The organism is Paenibacillus sp. EB106-06-01-XG199 (assembly GCF_058791575.1).
This window is the reverse complement of the sequence record NZ_JBYTDQ010000003.1, coordinates 940,708-962,071: the sequence shown is the minus strand read 5'-3', so window position 1 is coordinate 962,071 and position 21,364 is coordinate 940,708. Positions and strand designations below refer to the sequence as shown.

The following is a 21,364-nucleotide window of genomic DNA, read 5'->3' as shown; positions in this document are numbered from 1 at the left end:
CGTATGTGGAAGATTATTGTACGAAGAATATTGATTATGATCCCTCAAGTATTTCTGCTCAGCATTCTGGTATTTCTTATGGCCAAAGCCATGCCCGGAGATGCGCTCACCGGTATGCTCGATCCGAACATTGATCCGGCCGCCATTGAAGCGATGCGGGAACGGCTCGGCCTGAATGATCCGTGGTACATCCAGTATTGGGATTGGATCACTAATGCCCTGCAGGGAGACATGGGCCAGTCCTTCCGCTTTAAGATGCCGGTAACTGAGCTGATTGGCCAGCGGCTGATGAACACGGTGTGGTTATCTGTGACGACTCTGGTCATTACCTATTTAATTGCAATACCGCTTGGCATCATTAGCGGACGTTTCAATGACACCTGGGGCGACCGGCTGATTACAGGATATACCTATGTCGGTTTTGCGGCCCCCTTGTTTATCGTAGCCCTGGTTATGCTCTGGATGTTTGGTTTCTACTTTCATTGGTTCCCTACCGGAGGAAGTGTATCACCGGGCGAGGTCCCCGGGACGATGAGTTACATTCTGAGCAAGTTATATCATTTGCTGCTTCCGGCCATATCCATTGCGCTGATTACTACCGTCGGGACGGTCCAATATCTGCGGAACGAAATCATTGATACGAAGCAGAAGGATTTTATCCTTACGGCAAGAGCAAAAGGCGCCTCGGAATCACGGGTGTACAACCGCCACATCTTACGCAACTCCCTCCTGCCGATTGCCGCTTTTTTCGGGTATGAGCTTACGGGATTGATCGGCGGCACCATCTTTGTAGAGAGTATTTTCAGCTATCCCGGCATGGGCCAGCTGTTCCTGAGCTCCATCGTTATCCGCGATTTCACCGTTGTAACGGCACTTGTGCTGCTGTATGGGATTGCTCAAATCATCGGATCCCTGCTCTCGGATATCATATTAGGCATTGTTGATCCCCGTATCCGGATTAAATAATGATCAGAACTTGTTGAGGTGAATGTAATGGCAAAATCAAGCGCTGAGCTGTCGCTCCCGCAGGATATGGAGAAGAGCCCATCCGGATGGAGAATCCTCTGGAAGGAGATTTTCAGAGATAAACTGGCTTTGGTCTCCCTGGTTTTTCTAGGTGTAGTTGTATGCGGAGTATTTGGCATCGCCCTGTTTCTGGATCAAAAGCAGATTGTAACCGTCGATCTGTTCGCCTTATATGAGAAGCCTTCGGCTAAATTCTGGCTGGGCACCGATTACGGCGGACGCGATGTGTTCGGTCAGCTCATTATCGGTACCCGCAACTCGCTGAGTATCGGAATTATGGTCACTCTGATGACGGGTGTTATCGGCATTCTAGTAGGTCTGATCTCCGGCTATTTCGGTGGATTCGTCGATAATATTTTTATGCGTTTCGTGGATTTTTTTATGATCCTGCCGATGCTGATGATTGTCATCGCGTTTGTTACGGCGGTTCCCAAATATAATACCTTGTCCTTTTCACTGATCATGACGGCATTTCTATGGATGGGCATCGCGAGGCTAATACGCTCGAAGACACTGCAGGAGAGGGAACTGGAATATGTCCAGGCCTCCAGAACGCTGGGCTCCTCTCATCTTAAGATTATGTTCAAACAAGTGCTGCCGAACTTAAGCTCCATCATTATCGTTACGATGACGCTGAATTTGGCCGCCAACATCGGTCTGGAGTCGGGCCTCTCGTTTCTCGGCTTCGGTTTTCCTGAAAGCACACCTAGTCTGGGGACGCTGGTCAGCTATGCCCGGAATCCGCAGACGCTGCAATCGAGATGGTGGATATGGTTACCCGCATCACTGCTGATCCTGGTGTTGATGTTGAGTATAAATAATGTCGGTCAGGCGATTAAGCGTGCGACGGATGCAAGACAAAGAAAAGGATAATAAGGGAGGAAGAAACAAGAATGAGAAAAAGAAACTCTGGCAAGACCATGCTCTTCACATTGATGCTTGTCCTGACGCTTGCGGTTACGGCCTGCGGCTCAGGCAACAATGAAGCGGCTGAGCCTTCGGCAACAGCCAAGACAGATGCAGCTGCTACAACTGCTCCAACTGCAGCACCGGCAGCAGAAGACGGGCTGTACAACATCGCAGATTTCAGCAATGTTAAGACGAACCAGGGTGAAGCCATTGAAGGCGGCACACTCAACTTTGGCCTTGTATCTGACACTCCCTTTGAAGGAACTTTGAATTTTAACTTCTCCTCCGGTGTTCCGGATTCTCAGGTTCTTGAGTGGTTTGACGAAGGTTTGCTGACTTGGGATAAGAACTATGTCTATACCAATGACGGGGCGGCAACATATGAAGTTTCTGAAGATGGCCGTACCTTCACTTTTACCATCCGCGACAATGTAAACTGGCACGACGGCAAGCCCGTTACTGCCGAAGATTGGCTGTTTGCCCATGAAGTTATCGGTAATCCGGCCTATGACGGCCCTCGTTACGGCTCTGACTTCACCAACATTGTAGGGATGGAAGATTACCATGCCGGCAAAGCCAAGACGATTTCCGGGATCAAAGTACTAAGTGAGAAAAAGCTGGAAATCACTTATGTGAAAGCCACTCCTTCCCTGCTGACAGGAAGCATCTGGATTTATCCGCTGGCGAAGCATATTTTCGGAAATATGGATGTAGCCAAAATCTCCGCTTCCCCTGAGGTCCGTCAAAAACCAATTGGTTTCGGTCCTTTTAAAGTGGAAAGTATTGTGCCAGGTGAATCGGTAGTGTATGTCAAGAATAACGACTACTGGCGCGGGGCTCCGAAGCTGGATAAGGTTGTCCTGAAAGTAATTCCACCGACTACGGTTGTGCAGGAGCTAAAAGCCGGAAATATCGATTTGGTTGACAGCTTCCCGATTGACCAGTTCCCTGATAACTCTAAATTGTCCAACGTTGAATACCTTGGAGCCATTGACCGTGCCTATACTTATATTGGCTTCAAGCTTGGTAAATGGGATGCGACCAAAAAAGTGGTGGCTCCAGATCCGAAGGCAAAGATGGGCAATGTAGCTCTGCGTAAAGCGATGTGGCAGGCGGTGGATAATGATGCCGTCGGCAAGAAATTCTATCATGGTCTGCGCTGGAACGCGACTACGCTGATTCCGCCATCCCATCCCGAATTCCACGATGCCAGCAATCCGGGAGTAACGTTTGATCAGGAAGCAGCAAAGAAAACACTTGATGATGCAGGCTATAAGCTTAACGGAGAATTCCGTACCAATCCGGACGGCACGCCGCTGACGATCAATTTCATCTCCATGACAGGTTCGGATATCGCTGAGCCGCTGGCCCAATATTATGTGCAGTCGTGGAAAGCCGTCGGTCTGAATGTAACGCTGGAAATGGTGGAGTTCAACACCTTCTATGACCGCGTAGGCTCCAATGGTGAAGATGATCCTTCTGTTGATGTATACCAAGGCGCTTGGACAGTCGGTATTGACGTGGATCCACAAGGACTGTATGGCCGCGACGCTATCTACAACTTCCCGCGTTACGCAAGTGAAGAAAGCGACCGCCTAATGAAAGAAGGCGTATCGGAAGCAGCATTTGATGTAGCGAAGCGCAAGGAAATCTACAAAGAGTGGCAGCAGCTGATGGTTGACGAGATCCCTGTATTCCCAACCCTCTATCGTGCAGAACTCGTTCCGGTAAATAACCGCGTTCTGAATTACGCTATTGGCGATGGAACGGGTATTTACAGAAATGAGCTTGCACTGTCCGCCGACAAGGGGATTGCTGCACAGTAACTTTCCGGGATTTAGCAACCTGTAATATACAAAACCTCCTTGCGGCTTTTGCAGCTGCAAGGAGGTTTTTGTATACTCATAGGGCTAAATCGCTTTAGCCACATAGAAACGGCTGCCGGCCTTGGTGGGGTCAGCAGCCGTTTTTAGGTGCGTTCATTCGGTTCTTATTGCTGCTGCGGCTGCGGTATTACCTTCTCTGCAGCTTCAATCGTACCTCCGCCGAGGCATTCCTCGTCCAGGTAGAAGACAACAGCTTGACCCGGTGTGATCGCCTTTTGCGGCACATTGAAGGCAACATGCACGGTACCGTCTACCTGTGCTCTCAGTGTTACGCCCTGATCAGGCTGGCGGTAGCGGAACTTGGCGGTGCACTTCAGCGGTGCATCTGTAAGGGTAAGGCCGTCTATCCAGTTGACACCGGAGGCGATCAGACTGGTGGAGTAGAGGCTGTGGTGCTTGTCCCCTTGGACTACATACAGGATGTTGCGGTCCAGATCCTTCTCAGCCACAAACCACGGCTCACCATTGCCGGAGCCGCCAATTCCCAGACCCTGGCGCTGGCCCAGTGTATAATACATCAGGCCCTCGTGGCGGCCCTTCACCTCGCCTGTGGCGATATCGACCATGTCTCCGGACTGGGCAGGCAGATACTGGCTTAGGAATTCACGGAAGTTACGTTCACCGATGAAGCAGACACCGGTGCTGTCTTTTTTCTTGGCAGTGTACAATCCGGCTTCCTCGGCGATTCTCCGTACTTCAGGTTTTGGCAGATGTCCGATCGGGAACATCGCTTTGGAAAGCTGGTACTGGTTCAGCGCGTTCAGGAAGTAGGTCTGGTCTTTATTGCTGTCCACGCCGCGCAGCAGCTTGAACTTGCCGTCTTCCTGAATGACCCGCGCATAATGCCCGGTAGCCACGTAATCGGCGCCCAGTTGTAGTGCCTTATTCAGGAATTCTCCGAATTTGATCTCGCGGTTGCACATCACATCCGGATTTGGTGTGCGTCCGGCCTTATATTCATCGAGGAAATAGGAAAAGACTTTATCAAAGTATTCCTTCTCGAAGTTAACGGTATAGTAAGGAATATCGATCTGCTCACACACGCGGCGGACATCCTCTGCGTCAGTCTCGGCCGTGCATACGCCAAACTCATCGGTGTCGTCCCAGTTCTTCATGAAGATACCGATGACGTCATAGCCCTGCTGCTTCAGCAGAAGTGCCGTAACGGAGGAATCGACTCCTCCGGACATGCCGACGACGACACGTGTGTCCTGGTTTGCCTTTGTCATCGTAATCACCATTTTCTATGCAAAAAATACCGGTTATTGATACAAACACCCGGCTCATTTTGTATTATAACACACCTGTCTAGCCCAAACTGCCCGTGAGGACGGGAAAATGCAGCAGAAAAGACGAGAAAATTGACAATTTGTCCACCACTGGCGAACATTCATGTGAAAAGTTACTTTTTTGGCTCCAAATATGTCCATAAATATGATAACATAAGCTGAGAGCAAACATCGGAATACCTTGATATGACATATCTCATGTCGTAACAATGAATTATGATTCTATCAGCAACTAAACCGAAAGAGGTGCCCCTTGAAGATATCGACAAAAGGACGTTACGGATTAACCATTATGATGGAGCTTGCCCTGAAATTTGGCGAAGGTCCAACCTCACTTAAAAGCATCGCCGAAAAAAACGGACTATCCGAGCATTATCTGGAACAGCTCATTGCCCCACTGCGCAACGCAGGGCTTGTGAAGAGTATTCGTGGTGCTTACGGCGGCTATATCCTTTCACGCGAATCCATTACCATTACAGCCGGCGATATTATCCGTGTGCTGGAAGGCCCCATATCGCCAGTTGATTTTACAGAAGAAGATGATCCGGCAAAACGCGACCTCTGGTTGCGCATCCGCGACAGCATTGCCGATGTGCTGGATTCCACCACATTGTCCGACTTAATCAATTATAAGGAAGAAAGCAAGGCTGACAACTACATGTTCTATATTTAACAGGAACTGAAATTCCGTTGATTTGTTACATGGAGATAGGATCAATTCGGTTACTTTGAAATTGCTTTTGTGGCTGATACGACGAACAAAGCCCATAGGTTAGTAGTTAGTATCAATCGGCACAATTGAAGAAAATTTTAATTCGTCCTTCTCAAGAAATTTGGGAAGGACTTGTTTTTTCTCTCCCTTTTTTCTCGCTACTTTTTTATCTTTTGGGATTACGGCATCTTCAGTTGGGTCAGAGTCAATTAAGCTTTTATTTTGCACCAGACATCATACGATGATAGGTTTTTGTAGATAGGGTATTATAAAGGGAGGTAGGACCATACGGTGTAATTTGGGTTAAAATTAAATAGACGAATTACATCATAAAAAAATGGATATAATCATAATAGAAAAAATATGAAGGATGATATTATGATTTATATCTATAATGATTATGGTGGGACACATACAACATCTTTGGCAGCGGCTTATCATTTAAAACAAATTACTCAGTCTGAGAGAAAATTAACTACAGAGGAAATACTGAATGTTAAATTTTTCAATAAGTTGACGAAAAATGATTTTGGTAAGATTATTTTTCACGGAATTGATGAAAATGGAGACTCCGTTTATACAATCGGTAGGAAGTCATCAAAGCTTGTAGTCCCAGCATTAAGAGACCTAAGCTTGTTACTTGAAAGTAAACATCATTTTGAAGAAAAAATAATATTTTCTAATACTTCACCCACGGTACCCATCCTGATGTCAATCGGAGGGTTCTTCTCAAGAGGATTAAAAATTGATTTTATTGGTGTTCCTTTATTAGTAATGGGTGCCAAGCAATGTTGTGATAATATTTTTCGACTGGTTGAAAATACGAAACAAATAGGGAAGTCCTCAAATGAAGAACAAGTTATTATTTTAGCAAATGAAGTCTATAAGTAATAATTTTCAAAGTTCATAAGGACCATACTGCGCAGCAAGGGAGGCTAGGCTCTGGCATGCAGGAACTGAATAGCACATAGAGAACGCGTCTGCATTGGACGTGTTTTTATTTTGCCCTCGGAGCCGATCCGGGGGTTTTTACGTTGAAGGAGAGAGCGGGGGGAGGCGTTGAGGATGTCCGGTTTGAGTTAAAGGACCAGGTAAGGAGATTTGATGTGCTGACAGAGCGAGTGACGAGGGGGTGAAGAGTCAACCAAGCAGGCTCATAAGCGAATAGACAAAATCGAGGAGGTGGAACAGTAGATAAAATGACGGGTTACATGAATAGGCATGGTGTGGGGGTGTTGGACATTTGGGTAATAACTATTATTCAGATGAGGAGGTATAAAATGAATAAAACATTGATTGCTACAGTTACCAGTGTTCTTCTGTCTGCCTCAATTCTCGGTGCATGCAGTAACAATGACACAGTAGACGAGGCAGAGCCTACAGCGTCAAGTGCAGCGACTATGCCTGTTATTGAAGCTACAGCCACTCCTGAACCTTCTGCTACTGCCGCAGCCACGGAGGCGCAGGTGTCCGCCAGTCCGGACGCTACTGATCCTCAGACATCCCAACGTCCGGAGACCCAGGCATTTGGTGAACAGGAGGGAGGGGTCTCAGGGCAAGAAGGTACACTTGCGCAAGGTGATGGATATTCCCTGTATGTCTTTGATGATTTCACATTCGATGAACAGTCTGGCCGGTTAACACTCACTGAGGACCCCACCTATTATGCCGAAATTGAACACTTGCCATCCGGTTACGATCTCACCGCTCTGAAGCAACAGGGGCAAACTGAGCTTTCCGCAATGGGTAAGGCTAGCGACCATAGCGGTGAACTGTTTGAGCATCCTCTAGGTTTTGCAGATTTATATCTGCAGGCTACCGGTGATAAGGGAATAGAGGATTATATGGTGTGGAAGAATCAAGCGGGGGAAGCCTTTCTTTTCCGGATACACAATCCTAAGGGTGAACTGTCGAATAAATTTGCTCCATGGGTAATGGTTTCACTGTCAACACTTGAAAGGTAGCTTGAAACGGATTTTAGAAGCTTGCATAAATAACCCCGCCGGGCTTGTGTAAACTGTACCCTATAGAGCAGACACTTTAAAAAGGTCTCTCTATAGGGTGTCTCGCACAAACACGGCTTCATTCATTCCGATCAAGGTTCCACTACACCCATCCAGATTTTCAGAAGAAAGTGAAACATATGGGTCTTGGGCAATTCATGCCCAGACGAGCAAACTGCCGGGATAATGCGCCGCAGGAGTCGTTCTTTGGTCATTTTAAGGATGAAGTTTCACTGAAGGTCTTTTTTTAGAAATGTTGGGAAGGTCCTGTTTTTTGTTTATGGAGTTATTTGTTCAAATAAGGCCCCATCTGTTTGTCTGAGAAATTAAACGGCGAATGGATATCCCTCAGCCACATATTTCCTTTAATAATTAGGACGTATACTGCGATCACAAAATAGACGGATCCGATGATCCAGTCCGTCGTGCTTGCCAGATGGTGCGCCGTGATGTAGTACAGATACCATCCTCCGATCGGGAAATGGAAAACCAGCACAGCGAACAGGCCGGGATTATACCATGTTTTGGCTTTGATATTAGCGAAGATGCCATGCCAGATAAACTGGAAAAAGCCCATAAAGATTGGAGCCAGCGCCAGCCAAATTATGTTCGGGAAGAAGACCGGAAGCAGATAAAAGACATAGGCGATGACCAAATTAATAATCATTGCCGATTGCGGGTTCAACGGATAATGCTCCGGCTGTTCACTCTTAAATATAACGATATTGAACAAACCGCCAAAATAGCCGGGCCAGCGGTATTCTTCAAATTGATGCACCAGGATCGCGATGAAGCTGAGCCATAAAATCATATTCAGTTCAGACATGGAACGATGATTGATTACAATTCCGATCGCTGTCACCGCCGCGACCAGCATCCCCAGATCAGGCCAGTATTTGCGCAAAATATTCATGAATCATCTCTCCTCGGCACTTAGTGGATGTTTAAGTAACGCTCCAGCAGCAGGTCAATCTGACGCTCGGCCGGCTTCATTTCGACGCCAGCTCCGGCTTCAAGAGTCGGCCTCATCAGTGCAGGCATGAACACGGCTCCAAAGATTTGCATCACCATCATCATTAAAAGTTCTTGATCCTGTTCATTCGTCAGTTCCATGAGCAGACTCTTGACTTTATCGAATCCAATGATCCGCATAAACTCCCCGTACTCCCGCTGCGACGCGAATAAGCCGGTATCCATCGTAATGATCCGCGACAACAGCTCCGGATACTGCTCCACCCTCCGTACATAATGCAGCAGAAAAAGCTTCAAGCGCTGTTCCGACGGCAGAGACAGATCTTCCAGCACATCAAAAGATTCCTGAAAACCCGACAGCATGATCCGGATCACTTCGCTAATCAGCTTATCCTTAGAGCCGAAGTAATAATTCACCAGCGAAACGTTCGTATTCGAACGTACCGCAATTTTGCGGATTGTGATCTTCTCGAATCCTTCCTGCTTGATCATCTCGAGTGCAGTTTGAAGAATGATTTCTTTGGTCTCATTGCTTTTGTCCATTTGCTTATTCTCCCTCCCTTCGTAAACGATAATTAAAACAATGTTTAAAACGATGTTTTAATTATTTTAACACCCTTTGCTTTTTGAATCAATAAGCGCTTCTTTAAAGTATTCAGTGAGATCAACCCAGTTGTTTTAGTTAAAAGTGCTCATTATGATAGGTGAAAAACCAATCTTATATGGATCTCATGACAGGAGGATGGGCTGTAACTTAGTCATAGCAAAGTCCTGCTACCATGATGGTAGCAGGACGTTTTGTTTAATGAATGGGAGGGTGGTGATTGTCGGAAAACCGGGACATTAACTGTCAGTAAGCCCATGATGTATGTAAAGAAATTTAAAGCTCTATCGAAGCCTGAAGTACTTGGTACCAAAAAGGAGCTAATGGTGGATCATTGATGCATTTCCTTTCCCGGTTAAAGAGTTTTCGAACATATCAATAATCTCCAAGAATCTCTCTGCTTCACGGAAAACGTGATCCGCGAGCAACGGGTGTATGATGCTTTTAATTTTGCATTGTTCGATTAAATCCCGGGCTGTTTTCTTAAAATCCCTTAATGATTTTACTGATACCCTATTCTGATCAAGAAACTGGTTTAAGATAGGACCGGTTTGCGATTGAGGCCGCATGGATTCAATATCTCTAGCCTGAAATAATAATTGATCAAAATCTTGACTGAATTCCCGGGCCTGCTCGACAAGTTTTCGTTCTGAAGGATCTAATAGATGACCTATGAATTTGGCATGGTCGGCCATAATTCTTAAGAAAAATACATTTTCATCAATAATAGCATCATATAATGGCTCTAATTTGCCCTGGTTTAGCTCTTCCAGCCGATTTCTAAAATAATTTGCTTCTCTACTTACATGATCCACTAAAAGTGGAAAATTCGTTTGTCCAGGGAGCTTGCAACATAGAATTAAGCCAAGTACTTTTCTTTTGAACGCCCATATGTGACATACTGCGGTATGAACCTCCTGATTAAATTGGTGAATCGTTGCAGGGTCTGTATCAAGGGAAAAAGCATGCACCCGTCTCTCAATGTCTTCGAAAATCCGGTAAAAGTGATTAGCTTCTTGTTTCAGGACTGTATCTTCCGCCCGGAACCCCAATCCTAGAAACAAGGAATGTTCTTTCATAATTCTTGACCAAAAACTGATCTCTTCCAGAGACCGAGCGACAAACATGTCAGACATAATATCCCTCCTTATCATCTCTATAGACCATATGCTGGTTAAGCTTGGTCGGATACCTAATTATTTATAGAGGATGGATACAACTCGGTAGTAAAGATATGAACATGAAGTGAAAATGTTGATGGATACGGCGGCGGTTATGGTGGAGCGTGGACTTCGGGGTCATTGCTGCGGTTCTTCGCTATGCTTCTTTAATTAACTCCTTATAATCGTTGCGGACGTTGCCCACTGCCGGTGAGACGGGATAAGCCCGCATCTGCTCTGTATCATAAGGCCGCAATAACTTCATAAGAGAGGGGATGTCATGATTATGCCTGTCAAGCCACGCTGTCTCCGCTTCAGGGGTGAGGATAACCGGCATACGGTCGTGAATCTCGGCCATCAGGCTGTTGGATTCTGTAGTAATAATTGTGCAGGTGCTGAGCTTATTGCCGCTCTGATCCATCCAAATATCGTACAAGCCGGCCATGGAAAAAAGTTTTCCGTCACGCAGCGTAATTCTCAGCGGCTGTTTGCCGCCTTCCTGCGGCTTCCAGTCGTAGAAGCCGTCCGCAGGAATCACGCAGCGGCGTGAGCTCACCAGGTTTTTGAAGGATGCTTTTTCCAGAAGGGATTCTGCTCGGGCATTGATCATTTTGCTGCCGCTTTTGTCATCCTTGGCCCAGGACGGGACCAGTCCCCAGCGCAGTTCTCCAAGTTTGTTATGCTTGCCATTATGAATAACTGCCGGGATATACTGCATCGGGGCCGCGTTATATTTTGGGGCATAGTGGACAATGGTGGTGTCATTCGTAAAATAACGCAGCATCAACTCATCCATGGTTACGGTAATTGTGTATCTTCCGCACATGCTGATTTAGCCTCCCGGTTCATTTATGATGTGGTCTGAGATTGTTTACAGCGCTGTAGCCCTCATGCTATGCTCGGAGTATTTTATATTATTATAAATGAAGAATCGGACGATAGCGAAACGAAGGAGAGGATCCCGCATGATTATTGTAAGCTCCTGTCTCGCAGGATTGAAAGTAAGATACAACGGCACGGATTGTCTCGATACAAGCCTTCAAAAACTGCTGGATAATAACAAGGCAGTTGCTGTATGTCCAGAATTACTTGGCGGATTCTCGACACCGAGGGAACCGGCGGAAATTATCGGCGGCGGCGGGGAGGAGGTGCTGGAGGGGACAGCCAGGGTAATGGACCGTTCAGGAAATGATGTAACCGAAATGTACCTCAAAGGGGCTTATGAAACGCTGGAGAAAGCCCGGGAGATCGGAGCCAGCACCGTAGTGCTCAAAGAAAACAGCCCTTCTTGCGGCAGTGCGATGATCTATAACGGACAATTTGCCGGTGTGAAAATTCCCGGTCAAGGTGTAACGTCTGCTCTGCTAAGAAGAAACGGTATTGAAGTGATTTCTGAGCAGCAGCTCTCTGCCAGGCTGGAAGCTTTGGCACGTGCTGGAAAGTGAGTGGCTTAGCGGAAAATCCCACTAACAGCCCCCTAAAGGTTGTTACAATATTGTGTTTATTCACAGGTGGTAAAAGGCGGCATTCAGCAGTATAATCGAGTAGTCCTGTAAGAAAATCCTAAATTTCAAGAAGCGGAGAATTTAGTCATGAAACCCATCTATTTGGACCACGCCGCCTCAACCCCGGTTCATCCGGAGGTGGCCAAGGTTATGTACAATATGCTGCTTGAACAATACGGCAATGCGTCCAGTGTGCACACGTTCGGACGTTCCGCCAAAAAGATTGTGAACGGGGCACGCGATACCATCGCGGGCTTTTTAGGCTGTGCTCCCGATGAATGGGTATTCACCAGTGGAGGCACGGAGAGCGATAATCTGGCGTTGTTTGGAGCTGCAGCTGCTACCACGGAGAAGGGCAAACATATCATCACCACAGCAATTGAGCATCATGCCGTTCAACATACCTGCGTAGAACTGGAGAAGCAGGGCTATGATGTTACCTATCTTCCGGTTGATTCGACAGGCCTCGTTTCGATTTCAGATGTGGCAGCCGCTTTGCGAGATGATACGGTATTGATCAGTGTGATGTTTGCGAATAATGAGGTAGGAACAGTAGAGCCTATAGAAGAGATTGGCCGTCTCGCTGCAGAGCGGGGCATTTTATTCCACGTCGATGCTGTACAGGCTCTCGGGATGATTCCCATCACACTTCGTGAGCTTCCCGTGGATTATATGAGCTTTTCTGCCCATAAAATAAACGGCCCGCAGGGCATCGGTGGACTATACGTACGGCGCGGTGCACCGCTGCATTCCAGACAGCACGGAGGACTCCAGGAGCGCGGCAGACGGGCCGGAACGGAGAGTCTTGCGAGCACAGCAGGTTTTGCCAAAGCGGTGGAACTGGCGGTGCAGGGGCTTCCGGGGCGGCAGGATAAAGCGCTTGAGCTGCGGAATGTGCTGCTGCAGGAGCTGGACAGCCGTATCGGGCGGCAGAACTATGTGATTAACGGAAACGGGCAGCATTTTTTACCTGGAATACTGAATGTAAGTTTTCCGGGAGCCCGGACCGATGTGATGCTGATGAACCTGGATATGGAGCGGATTGCTGCTGCCAGCGGCTCAGCCTGCACCTCTGGTTCACTGGAGGTTTCGCATGTTCTGCAAGCGATGAATCTTCCGGAAGAAGTTTTGGACTCGGCGATTCGTTTTAGCACAGGATTGGGTAATACTAATGAAGAAATAAAGCTTGTTGCAGAAAAAGTTGAAACCATCCTGAGACGGTTGCGTAGTGTAGACTAGGAATTTTTTCGGTCTCGTATCCGTTTCGGTATTTGGCTCTTTAACCAAAAGTGACTTGAAAGTACACTCAAAGCGAGGGGACTAAAGCAGCCATGAAACTTCAAGATATGATCGGCCTGGCTGTATATGAAGTTGAAGAAGGTAATGAAATCGGCAAAATTGTCGATGTTGTACTGGATTCAAACTGGAATATTACGGGTATTGAACTGGAAAGCAAATCTTTTTTTTCCAGTCATGTGAAAGTTGTGGCATGGGAAGATATTGTCGCTTATGGCGAAGATGCTGTCATGATTCGCAGTAAACAGTCGATATTAAAGGCCGACACTGACCATATACCCTATACTTTTCTTTTAGGAAAGAAGAAATTGAAGGATTTGCAGGTACTGACTGCATCCGGAACGATACTTGGACGAATATCCGATGTTTATTTTGACCAGAAGTTGGGAAACACAATAGTAGCGCTGGAAATCAGTGACGGGCTTGTAACTGATTTGATCGAAGGCCGCAAATGGCTGCCTTGTTCTGAAGAAATGTCCATTGGGGAGGATTCCGTACTGGTTCCCGCGATGAGCGAAGAACGGCTCCAAAAAGCCATTAATATTGTTAACGGATAGGTGGAATGTATTATATGAAGTGTCCAAACTGCAACTCCAAGGATATCGGCAAGATCGGTTCCCACCAGTTCTATTGCTGGGGCTGTTTCATCGAACTTACGGTTAACGGCGAGAAAATGTCGGTTTATCAGGTTGAAGAAGACGGCACGCTCAGTTCGCTTGACGATCTGTTCTTCGGGGAAGAAATTGCCCAGGATTTCCCCCAAATCCATGCATCCTCCTGATATAAGTCCTCGCACTGGCTAGCAGCGGGTACATATTTTTAAAAACAAGCGTCAGTTTCCTTTCAGCGTCCAATTTGCTGAGGGTTATTGGCGCTTTTTTTGCTTGGCTTTACGTTCAGCGGTTATTTTGCGGCAGGCATACATATACTTATTTACGAAGCCAGTCCAGTAATACCGCTAGGGGGTGCACTCATGGAGCAATGGTCCCAAAGTAAATGGTTCCGCTGGATGATCGGAGTGCTGCTCGCCCTGATCATTTTGTATTTTGTGTGGCAGCTTCGTCCGATGCTGCAGGGGATATTCCAGTTTCTAAAAGCGATTCTTGCGCCGTTTCTGGCGGCCATGATCATTTCTTATGTACTGAATCCGGTGGTCAGTATGCTGGCGGGACGGAAGATGCCGCGCAGCGTTGCCGTTCTTCTCATCTACGCCGTATTTCTGACTTCAATTGCGGTCATTGCCATCAATCTCATACCGATGTTTATCGAGCAGCTTGAGGAGCTGAACGAACATCTGCCGGAGATGACACTGCATGCGCAAGGCCTCATGAAGAATATGAATTCCCGGCTGATCCCGCCCGGTGTTGAGATGGGGATGAACAATTGGTTTTTTCAGCTGGAGGAACGCCTGGCAAAAGGAATATCACATTTCCTCGACAATATCGGGACAACGATAGGTGTGCTGTTTAATGCATTTATCGTTCCGTTTCTCGTGTTCTACATTCTCAAGGACTTTGACGTGTTCGAGCGGACCGTGGTTTCCTGCCTGCCCCGCTCACGCCGCAAAACGATTGTGAAGCTGCTCAAGGATATTGATGAAGCGCTGGGAAACTATATCCGCGGACAGTTCCTCGTCTGTATTATTATCGGCGTTTTGGCATATATCGGTTATGCCATCATCGGGATGCCTTACGCGCTGCTGTTTGCCTGTGTAGTCGCTGTGTTCAACATCGTTCCGTACATGGGCCCGTTCCTGGGGGCGGCTCCGGCCATTGTGATGGCCTCAACTCTGTCCCTGCGCCTTGTCCTGCTGGTGGCAGTAGTGAATACGCTATGCCAGATGCTGGAGAGCAATGTGATCTCGCCCCAGGTGGTCGGACGGAGGCTGCATCTGCATCCGCTGCTGATTATTTTTGCCCTGCTGGTCGGCGGAGAGGTGGCTGGAATGATTGGCCTTATTCTGGCGGTCCCGTGTTTTGCAGCCGGAAAAGTCGTAATTCAGCACATAATGGCTTATTATATTAAGCGAAAGCCGGTTTAGCCGGAGATACCATCGGATCCCACACTACAACATTAAGAAAGGGAACACGCATGCAAACGTTGCAATCCCTGCAGTATGAAGAGCTTCATTCCCATTACAACAGGTATTTGTCTCCATTTCTCCCTTACAGCTCAAACGATCGATATACCGACCGGATCCTTCTGCCTGAATCCATAGGAAGCGGTAGCATCAGCCGGACACGTCTCAGACCCGGTATGGAGGTTATCATGGCTGACTTCCAGATTAAGGACGACCATACCATGCAGCTTCGCAGCGTTCTTCCAATGGTCGATCTGACCTTCTGGATTCAGGACTATATTGAAATCCTTCATTCAGGAATACAAGAGCAGATTTCCCCGGTCTTGGCCACCTTACATTTGGCCTGGAGCAGCAGCTTGAACTAAAATATGCGGCAGGGATGCCAATAGCCATCTGTGAAATTCGTTTGTCTACAGCTTTATTTGATGAATTAATGGATGAACTTGGACACGTGCGTTACAGCTCTTCATTGATTCTTGGTGGACGGGAGAATCTCATATTTCATCACTCCATATTGCCCAAGGTGCAGGCCATTCTGCAGGATCTACGCTCCCATCCCTTTACCGGACCGATGCGAAAAATGTTCCTCGAAGGAAAAGCTCTGGAGCTGCTTGCCCTCTGGCTCCAGCAAACCTTGTTTGAAGACGAAGTACCCGCACAGCGGGGCAGAATTCGGCTGCGTAAAGAGGATATCGCGAGAGTGCGCGAGGCGTTCGGGATTTTGGAGAAGCGGATGGAGCAGCCGCCGTCATTGCTGGAATTGTCCAAGCTGGCCGGAATCAGCGATTCCAAGCTGAAAGCCGGTTTCAAGGAACTATTCGGCACTACCGTCTTCGGATATTTAAAGGAAAAGCGGCTGGATAAGGCGAAGGAACTGCTCGAAATGGAACGAATCAATGTGTGTGAAGCCGCGCTTATGGTGGGCTATTCCAACCCGAGCCATTTTGCAGCTAGCTTCCGAGAGAGGTTCGGATGTAATCCGAGTGAGTGGATCATTGAATCCCAACGCTTGTAATCCGTCCAACGACAGCACCCAACCCTACACTGTTACTTATTGAACGTACCGGAGCGGACACCCTCTGCATAGGATGATAGACTGAATGCAACCGCGGTACATTCACATCATAATGGAGGTCCGCCTTGAATACTCACCCTATTAGCCTCGCAGAAACAGAGCAGCATTCGTTGGCAAAATCAAGCAGGTGGCTTCTGTAGATAAACTGCCTCATTATCATAAAATACACATAACTATTAATGCTGTTCTGTTATTGTTTGTTATTTTATATGTGTGGTCCTTGTACGCATTGATTAAATGGAAAAATACAAAACAGTTGACCAAGCCACAGCGCTACATCCGTTCTATGAATCTACTCTTAATCAATATTGTACTTCCGATTGCCGTACTGATCGGTATTCCCATGCTGCTGCTCCCTTGGCCGGTTGCTTTATTGTTTCTTCCGGGCATAGCGCATTTTATTTTGATCTTCTGTCTGTTATTGATAGCCACCGGAGTGGTTAAGATCGTACGGATAGGAAGAGATATACCGTGGCTGATTGGCGTTCTGTCGCTCTACAGCTTATATTTCGGATAATTCCACGTTGACTATAGTCAACGTTTTTGGTTATAATGTTGTGTAATATTACGATTATGTTGTGATGAATAGCAGTTCGATGAAGAGGAGTATTAACTCACGCGACGTTATAGCAGAGAGCCGGTGCATTGGTGCAAGCCGGTTAACGGAACGGAATGAACTCACCTCCGAGTAACGGCGCAAGCCGCAGGTTTCGCAGGGCAGATGCTGCGAAAGGCCAGTGTGTGAACCGTCGTCGCCTCACCTCCGTTAAAGGGTGTCAAAGTGAGTGGCAGAATAAAGCATGTTCAGCCGCTAACTAGGGTGGTACCACGGGAATTCAAACCTCTCGTCCCTAGCGATCATACGCTAGGGATGGGAGGTTTTTTTGCGGAGTTGGGCTTATGCCCCGGTAAACAACAAGTCTGCCTGAGACGATCGAAGGCAGACATCTCCCAGCGGAGCAGCGAGTCTTGAGCTGGTTCTTGGACTTTGCTGCCCGTCAGGCAAAACAGATGAGATTTTTAAGAGTTACAGGGAAGCGGAACGGAGAAAAATTTTGGAGCTGGAGCAATGTCAGTGGCCGCCTTTATACTCGGATTTCAACCGCTTAGTGTGAGATCAGAAATCCGAGTATAACAGCGGGCGGAAGCCCAAAACTTTTTTGCAGCGGAGTTTTATTCCCTGTTTTCTTTTAAGAACAGCAGGTTTAACTAAGTAAGCGACACTCCAAGGAGGAGCATAAGATGAGCGAAAACAAAGTGAGCACCCCAGCTGGGGCCGGCTACCGCGCCCAGAGCATTGAACCCAAATGGCAGAAGTTCTGGGATGAGAACAAAACGTTTAAGACAGGTGAGGATTCAAGTAAACCGAAATTTTACGCCCTTGATATGTTTCCGTATCCGTCAGGTGCAGGGCTGCACGTAGGCCACCCGGAAGGTTACACGGCGACGGATATTGTCTCCCGTTACAAGCGGATGCGCGGTTATAACGTGCTGCATCCAATGGGCTGGGATGCCTTTGGACTTCCGGCAGAACAGTATGCGATGGATACCGGACAACATCCGCGTGACATCACTTTCAAGAACATTGACAATTTCCGCCGCCAGATCAAATCGCTGGGCTTCTCCTATGACTGGGACCGCGAGATCAGCACAACCGATCCGGGCTATTACAAATGGACACAATGGATCTTCATCCAGCTGTACAACCGCGGCCTGGCATATGTAGCTGAGGTATCGGTGAACTGGTGCGAAGCTTTGGGTACGGTGCTGGCCAACGAAGAGGTTATTGACGGCAAAAGCGAGCGCGGCGGTCATCCCGTCGTCCGCAGACCGATGCGCCAGTGGATTCTGAAAATTACAGAGTACGCCGAACGCTTGCTGGAGGATTTGGAAGAGCTGGATTGGGAAGAAAGCATCAAGGATATGCAGCGCAACTGGATCGGCAAATCAACCGGAGCGGAAGTCAATTTCGCGATTGATGGACATGACGCAGCATTGACTGTGTTCACAACCCGTCCGGATACCTTGTTCGGCGCAAGCTACTGTGTGCTGGCACCAGAGCATAAACTGGTAGATGCCATCACGACAGAAGCTCAGCGTGCTGCGGTCGCGGAATACCGCGACAAAGCTGCCCGCAAGAGCGATCTGGAGCGTACGGATTTGGCCAAGGAGAAGAGCGGCGTATTCACCGGCGCTTACGCTATTAACCCGGTCAACGGAGCACAGGTGCCGATCTGGATCGCCGATTATGTACTGGCCGGTTACGGAACCGGAGCTATTATGGCGGTTCCGGGACATGATACCCGCGACTGGGAATTCGCCAAGCAATTTGGCTTGAACATCGTCGAAGTAGTACAGGGCGGTAATGTGGAAGAAGAAGCCTATGGCGGCGATGGCCCGCATGTGAATTCCGATTTCCTGAACGGTCTGGATAACAGCGAAGCCATCGTGAAGATGATTGCCTGGCTGGAGGAAAAGGGCAGCGGCCAAGGGAAGGTAACCTACCGCCTGCGTGACTGGCTCTTCAGCCGCCAGCGCTACTGGGGCGAGCCGATTCCGATTCTTCATTTGGAAGATGGCACGATGAAGACTGTTCCGGTGGATCAGCTGCCGCTGGTGCTGCCTGATGTGGACGCGATCAAACCTTCGGGTACGGGCGAATCTCCGCTGGCCAACGTCACCGAGTGGGTGGAAACCGTTGATCCGGAAACCGGGATGAAAGCCCGCCGCGAGACGAACACAATGCCGCAATGGGCCGGCAGCTGCTGGTATTACCTGCGCTATATTGATCCGCATAATGACAAGGAGCTGTGTTCGCCGGAGAAGCAAAAGGAATGGCTGCCGGTTGATCTGTACATTGGCGGAGCTGAACATGCAGTGCTTCACCTGCTGTACGCCCGTTTCTGGCATAAAGTATTGTATGATATCGGTGTAGTGGATACCAAGGAACCGTTCCACAAGCTGGTGAACCAGGGCATGATCCTGGGCAACAACAACGAAAAAATGAGCAAATCACGCGGCAATGTCATCAACCCGGATGAAATTGTGGAAGCTTTTGGCGCAGATACACTCCGTGTCTATGAAATGTTCATGGGGCCGCTGGAAGCAACCAAGCCTTGGAATGAAAAAGGTGTGGAAGGCATTCACCGCTTCCTCTCCCGCGTATGGCGCCTGTTCGTGAACGAGGACGGCAGCCTCAGTGCCAAGATTTCCGTGGATGGCGGTACAGACGAGTTCAAACGCACCTGGCACAAGACACTGAAGAAGGTTACCGAGGACTTCGAGAATCTGCGCTTCAATACGGCGATCAGCCAGCTGATGATCTTCATCAACGATGCCTATAAGCAGGACAGCTTGTCCCGTGAATCGGCAGAGCATTTCGTACAAATGCTGTCGCCGCTGGCACCGCATATTTCTGAGGAGCTCTGGCAGCTGCTGGGCCACGAAGGCAGCATCAGCTATGTATCATGGCCAGCTTATGATGAAGCTTTGACGGTGGATGCAGAAGTGGAGATCGTTGTACAGGTTAACGGCAAGATTGTAGGGCGTGCACAGATCCCGCAGGATATGGGGCAGGAAGACATGCAGAATCATGCATTGGCTCTTCCTAGTGTGAAGGCGGCTGTAGAGGGCAAAACCGTACGCAAGATCATTGCGGTTCCCGGAAAGCTTGTAAATATTGTAGTGGGTTAAGCGAAGAACGCATTTTTACCCGCAGCTACGGAGTATTCCGTGCTGCGGGTTTTTTGTTAAGGTTCAAAATTCATGGATGTTCCAATGCAGCTCGGAGGCCCGCTTTTTCTCAATCCGTTCAGGCTTCTAGCGATCCAAAGGGCCTTGCACAATACCGTCCCGGCCGAAGAGTGAATTAAGCCTGTCGACATCCTCATCGTATTTATCATGCGTTGTGGTAATCAGCCGCTCGAATACGCCTTCCAGACTGCTGCGCAGATGATTCAAGGCTTCTGCTGTAATGCCTCCGCGGACAGCGACACGTTCCTGCAGCTCCTGCGGGGTGAAGTCTGCTTCTGTCAGCAGCTTGCCTGTCCCGAGCAGCATTTCTCCGGCCAGACGGCTGACCAAGGCTTCTTCAATACCAGTGGCTTCCACTGCTGCGGCGATCCAGCGTTCGATGAAATAGCTGATAAATGCAGGACCGCAGCTGGAGAAATCCGAAGCAATTCGGGTATGGTTCTCCAGGATTTCCGCCGGAACACTTATGAAAGACAGCAGTCTCAGGAGCAACAGCCTGTCTTTTTTATTAATTCTGCTGCCGAAAATGCATAGTGAAGTTCCGCTTTTGACACTGTGGGTGATGCTGGGGATGACCTTGGCTATTTTGGACGGCAGAACCGATTCCAGATGGTACAGCTGGACCGGACTGGTAATGGATACGACAATCTGCTCACTATTCAGACAGGGTGCAATTTCATCCGTCAGCGTTTTGAATTCCAAAGGTTTGACACATAAAAATACAATGTCGCTGCCAGTCGCGGTATCCCTGTTGCTGCCGCATATGGTGATACCAGGGTGGTGCTTCTGAAGCTGAATCAGCCGGGTTGAACTGCGGTTGCTGGCCAGCACGTCGCATGCATCAAGTGCTCCTGAAGAAAGAAAGGCGTCGATGAGCAGACTGCCCATGCTGCCTGTTCCGATAAATCCCACTTTCATTCTGTGGTTACCTCCTTTCCCTGAGTTGCTGGGCTTGCAGGAATACTCTTCGTTAAATGTATGCAGTGTACACTTGGACACATGACAGGTTTCGCCCGCATTTTTGAATAAAATTCCAGAAGTTGCGTCATATTTGGTTTTGCATAAGGATTGCATAAATAATCAGGGCAAATTGT

Annotated in this window: 21 protein-coding genes and 1 pseudogene; 16 read left to right on the top strand and 6 right to left on the bottom strand. The window is 48.1% G+C overall.

All coding sequences use genetic code 11. The features are described 5' to 3' along the window. The first annotated feature begins 3 nt into the window (after positions 1 to 3). The 3 genes from opp4B to AC3WT9_RS15065 are packed head-to-tail and all read left to right on the top strand — an operon-like array spanning position 4 to position 3,761. Positions 4 to 966: an oligopeptide ABC transporter permease gene (opp4B, locus tag AC3WT9_RS15075; RefSeq protein ID WP_341095641.1), complete on the top strand. Its 963-nt coding sequence runs from the start codon at positions 4 to 6 to the stop codon at positions 964 to 966. A gap of 27 nt (positions 967 to 993) precedes the next feature. After that, positions 994 to 1,899, top strand: coding sequence for an ABC transporter permease (locus AC3WT9_RS15070; protein ID WP_341379581.1), 906 nt, complete (start codon positions 994 to 996; stop codon positions 1,897 to 1,899). Positions 1,900 to 1,919: 20 nt separating this feature from the next. Then, entirely contained in the window at positions 1,920 to 3,761 is a 1,842-nt protein-coding gene (locus AC3WT9_RS15065; protein ID WP_341095638.1) for an oligopeptide ABC transporter substrate-binding protein, read from the top strand. 164 nt (positions 3,762 to 3,925) lie between these two features. On the opposite strand, the gene mnmA is transcribed toward AC3WT9_RS15065, so the two are convergent. Beyond that, entirely contained in the window at positions 3,926 to 5,050 is a 1,125-nt protein-coding gene (gene mnmA / locus AC3WT9_RS15060; RefSeq protein ID WP_341379580.1) for a tRNA 2-thiouridine(34) synthase MnmA, read from the bottom strand. Between the two features lie 313 nt (positions 5,051 to 5,363). Here mnmA and cymR point away from each other — a divergent pair, with 313 nt between their 5' ends. From cymR to AC3WT9_RS15040, 4 genes and pseudogenes are all read left to right on the top strand, one after another. Continuing rightward, the gene (gene cymR / locus AC3WT9_RS15055) at positions 5,364 to 5,783 is read left to right on the top strand and encodes a cysteine metabolism transcriptional regulator CymR (RefSeq protein WP_038595549.1); all 420 of its coding nucleotides are present in this window, start codon (positions 5,364 to 5,366) and stop codon (positions 5,781 to 5,783) included. A 417-nt stretch (positions 5,784 to 6,200) separates the two neighbouring features. Beyond that, on the top strand, positions 6,201 to 6,713 hold the full coding sequence (locus AC3WT9_RS15050) for a DUF3189 family protein (RefSeq protein WP_341095635.1): 513 nt from the start codon (positions 6,201 to 6,203) through the stop codon (positions 6,711 to 6,713). Between the two features lie 389 nt (positions 6,714 to 7,102). Beyond that, positions 7,103 to 7,786, top strand: coding sequence for a DUF8580 domain-containing lipoprotein (locus AC3WT9_RS15045; protein ID WP_341095634.1), 684 nt, complete (start codon positions 7,103 to 7,105; stop codon positions 7,784 to 7,786). Positions 7,787 to 7,894: 108 nt separating this feature from the next. Next, positions 7,895 to 8,064 (top strand): annotated as a pseudogene (locus tag AC3WT9_RS15040) (IS3 family transposase); the annotation flags it as partial. A gap of 47 nt (positions 8,065 to 8,111) precedes the next feature. Here the strand turns inward: AC3WT9_RS15040 and AC3WT9_RS15035 are convergent. From AC3WT9_RS15035 to AC3WT9_RS15020, 4 genes are all read right to left on the bottom strand, one after another. Further along, positions 8,112 to 8,738: an HXXEE domain-containing protein gene (locus AC3WT9_RS15035; protein WP_341095632.1), complete on the bottom strand. Its 627-nt coding sequence runs from the start codon at positions 8,736 to 8,738 to the stop codon at positions 8,112 to 8,114. 20 nt (positions 8,739 to 8,758) lie between these two features. Beyond that, positions 8,759 to 9,340, bottom strand: a complete 582-nt coding sequence (locus AC3WT9_RS15030) for a TetR/AcrR family transcriptional regulator (protein ID WP_341095630.1) — start codon at positions 9,338 to 9,340, stop codon at positions 8,759 to 8,761. A gap of 381 nt (positions 9,341 to 9,721) precedes the next feature. Next, entirely contained in the window at positions 9,722 to 10,537 is an 816-nt protein-coding gene (locus tag AC3WT9_RS15025) for a DUF2935 domain-containing protein (RefSeq protein WP_341095629.1), read from the bottom strand. Positions 10,538 to 10,718: 181 nt separating this feature from the next. After that, entirely contained in the window at positions 10,719 to 11,387 is a 669-nt protein-coding gene (locus AC3WT9_RS15020; protein ID WP_341095628.1) for an SOS response-associated peptidase, read from the bottom strand. A 139-nt stretch (positions 11,388 to 11,526) separates the two neighbouring features. On the opposite strand from AC3WT9_RS15020, the gene AC3WT9_RS15015 reads away from it, so the two are divergent. The 9 genes from AC3WT9_RS15015 (at position 11,527) to leuS (ending at position 20,210) form a co-directional block, all read left to right on the top strand. Continuing rightward, on the top strand, positions 11,527 to 12,006 hold the full coding sequence (locus tag AC3WT9_RS15015; RefSeq protein ID WP_341379579.1) for a 2-thiouracil desulfurase family protein: 480 nt from the start codon (positions 11,527 to 11,529) through the stop codon (positions 12,004 to 12,006). Positions 12,007 to 12,153: 147 nt separating this feature from the next. Further along, positions 12,154 to 13,305 carry a cysteine desulfurase family protein gene (locus AC3WT9_RS15010; protein WP_341379577.1) on the top strand — a complete coding sequence of 384 codons (1,152 nt, stop codon included), beginning with the start codon at positions 12,154 to 12,156 and terminating at the stop codon, positions 13,303 to 13,305. Positions 13,306 to 13,397: 92 nt separating this feature from the next. Next, complete coding sequence (locus AC3WT9_RS15005) at positions 13,398 to 13,919, top strand: PRC-barrel domain-containing protein (RefSeq protein WP_341095625.1); 522 nt, start codon at positions 13,398 to 13,400, stop codon at positions 13,917 to 13,919. Between the two features lie 14 nt (positions 13,920 to 13,933). Next, the gene (locus AC3WT9_RS15000; protein ID WP_341095624.1) at positions 13,934 to 14,143 is read left to right on the top strand and encodes a YrzR-like zinc ribbon domain; all 210 of its coding nucleotides are present in this window, start codon (positions 13,934 to 13,936) and stop codon (positions 14,141 to 14,143) included. Between the two features lie 192 nt (positions 14,144 to 14,335). Then, entirely contained in the window at positions 14,336 to 15,403 is a 1,068-nt protein-coding gene (locus tag AC3WT9_RS14995) for an AI-2E family transporter (protein ID WP_341095623.1), read from the top strand. 50 nt (positions 15,404 to 15,453) lie between these two features. Next, positions 15,454 to 15,807 carry a hypothetical protein gene (locus AC3WT9_RS14990; protein ID WP_492407697.1) on the top strand — a complete coding sequence of 118 codons (354 nt, stop codon included), beginning with the start codon at positions 15,454 to 15,456 and terminating at the stop codon, positions 15,805 to 15,807. A 14-nt stretch (positions 15,808 to 15,821) separates the two neighbouring features. Then, complete coding sequence (locus tag AC3WT9_RS14985) at positions 15,822 to 16,457, top strand: helix-turn-helix transcriptional regulator (protein ID WP_492407696.1); 636 nt, start codon at positions 15,822 to 15,824, stop codon at positions 16,455 to 16,457. A gap of 289 nt (positions 16,458 to 16,746) precedes the next feature. Continuing rightward, on the top strand, positions 16,747 to 17,034 hold the full coding sequence (locus AC3WT9_RS14980; RefSeq protein ID WP_341379574.1) for a hypothetical protein: 288 nt from the start codon (positions 16,747 to 16,749) through the stop codon (positions 17,032 to 17,034). 725 nt (positions 17,035 to 17,759) lie between these two features. Continuing rightward, positions 17,760 to 20,210 carry a leucine--tRNA ligase gene (leuS, locus tag AC3WT9_RS14975; protein WP_341095620.1) on the top strand — a complete coding sequence of 817 codons (2,451 nt, stop codon included), beginning with the start codon at positions 17,760 to 17,762 and terminating at the stop codon, positions 20,208 to 20,210. A gap of 126 nt (positions 20,211 to 20,336) precedes the next feature. Here leuS and comER read toward each other — a convergent pair whose 3' ends face one another. After that, positions 20,337 to 21,188 carry a late competence protein ComER gene (gene comER, locus AC3WT9_RS14970; RefSeq protein ID WP_341095618.1) on the bottom strand — a complete coding sequence of 284 codons (852 nt, stop codon included), beginning with the start codon at positions 21,186 to 21,188 and terminating at the stop codon, positions 20,337 to 20,339. Between the last annotated feature and the right edge of the window lie 176 nt (positions 21,189 to 21,364).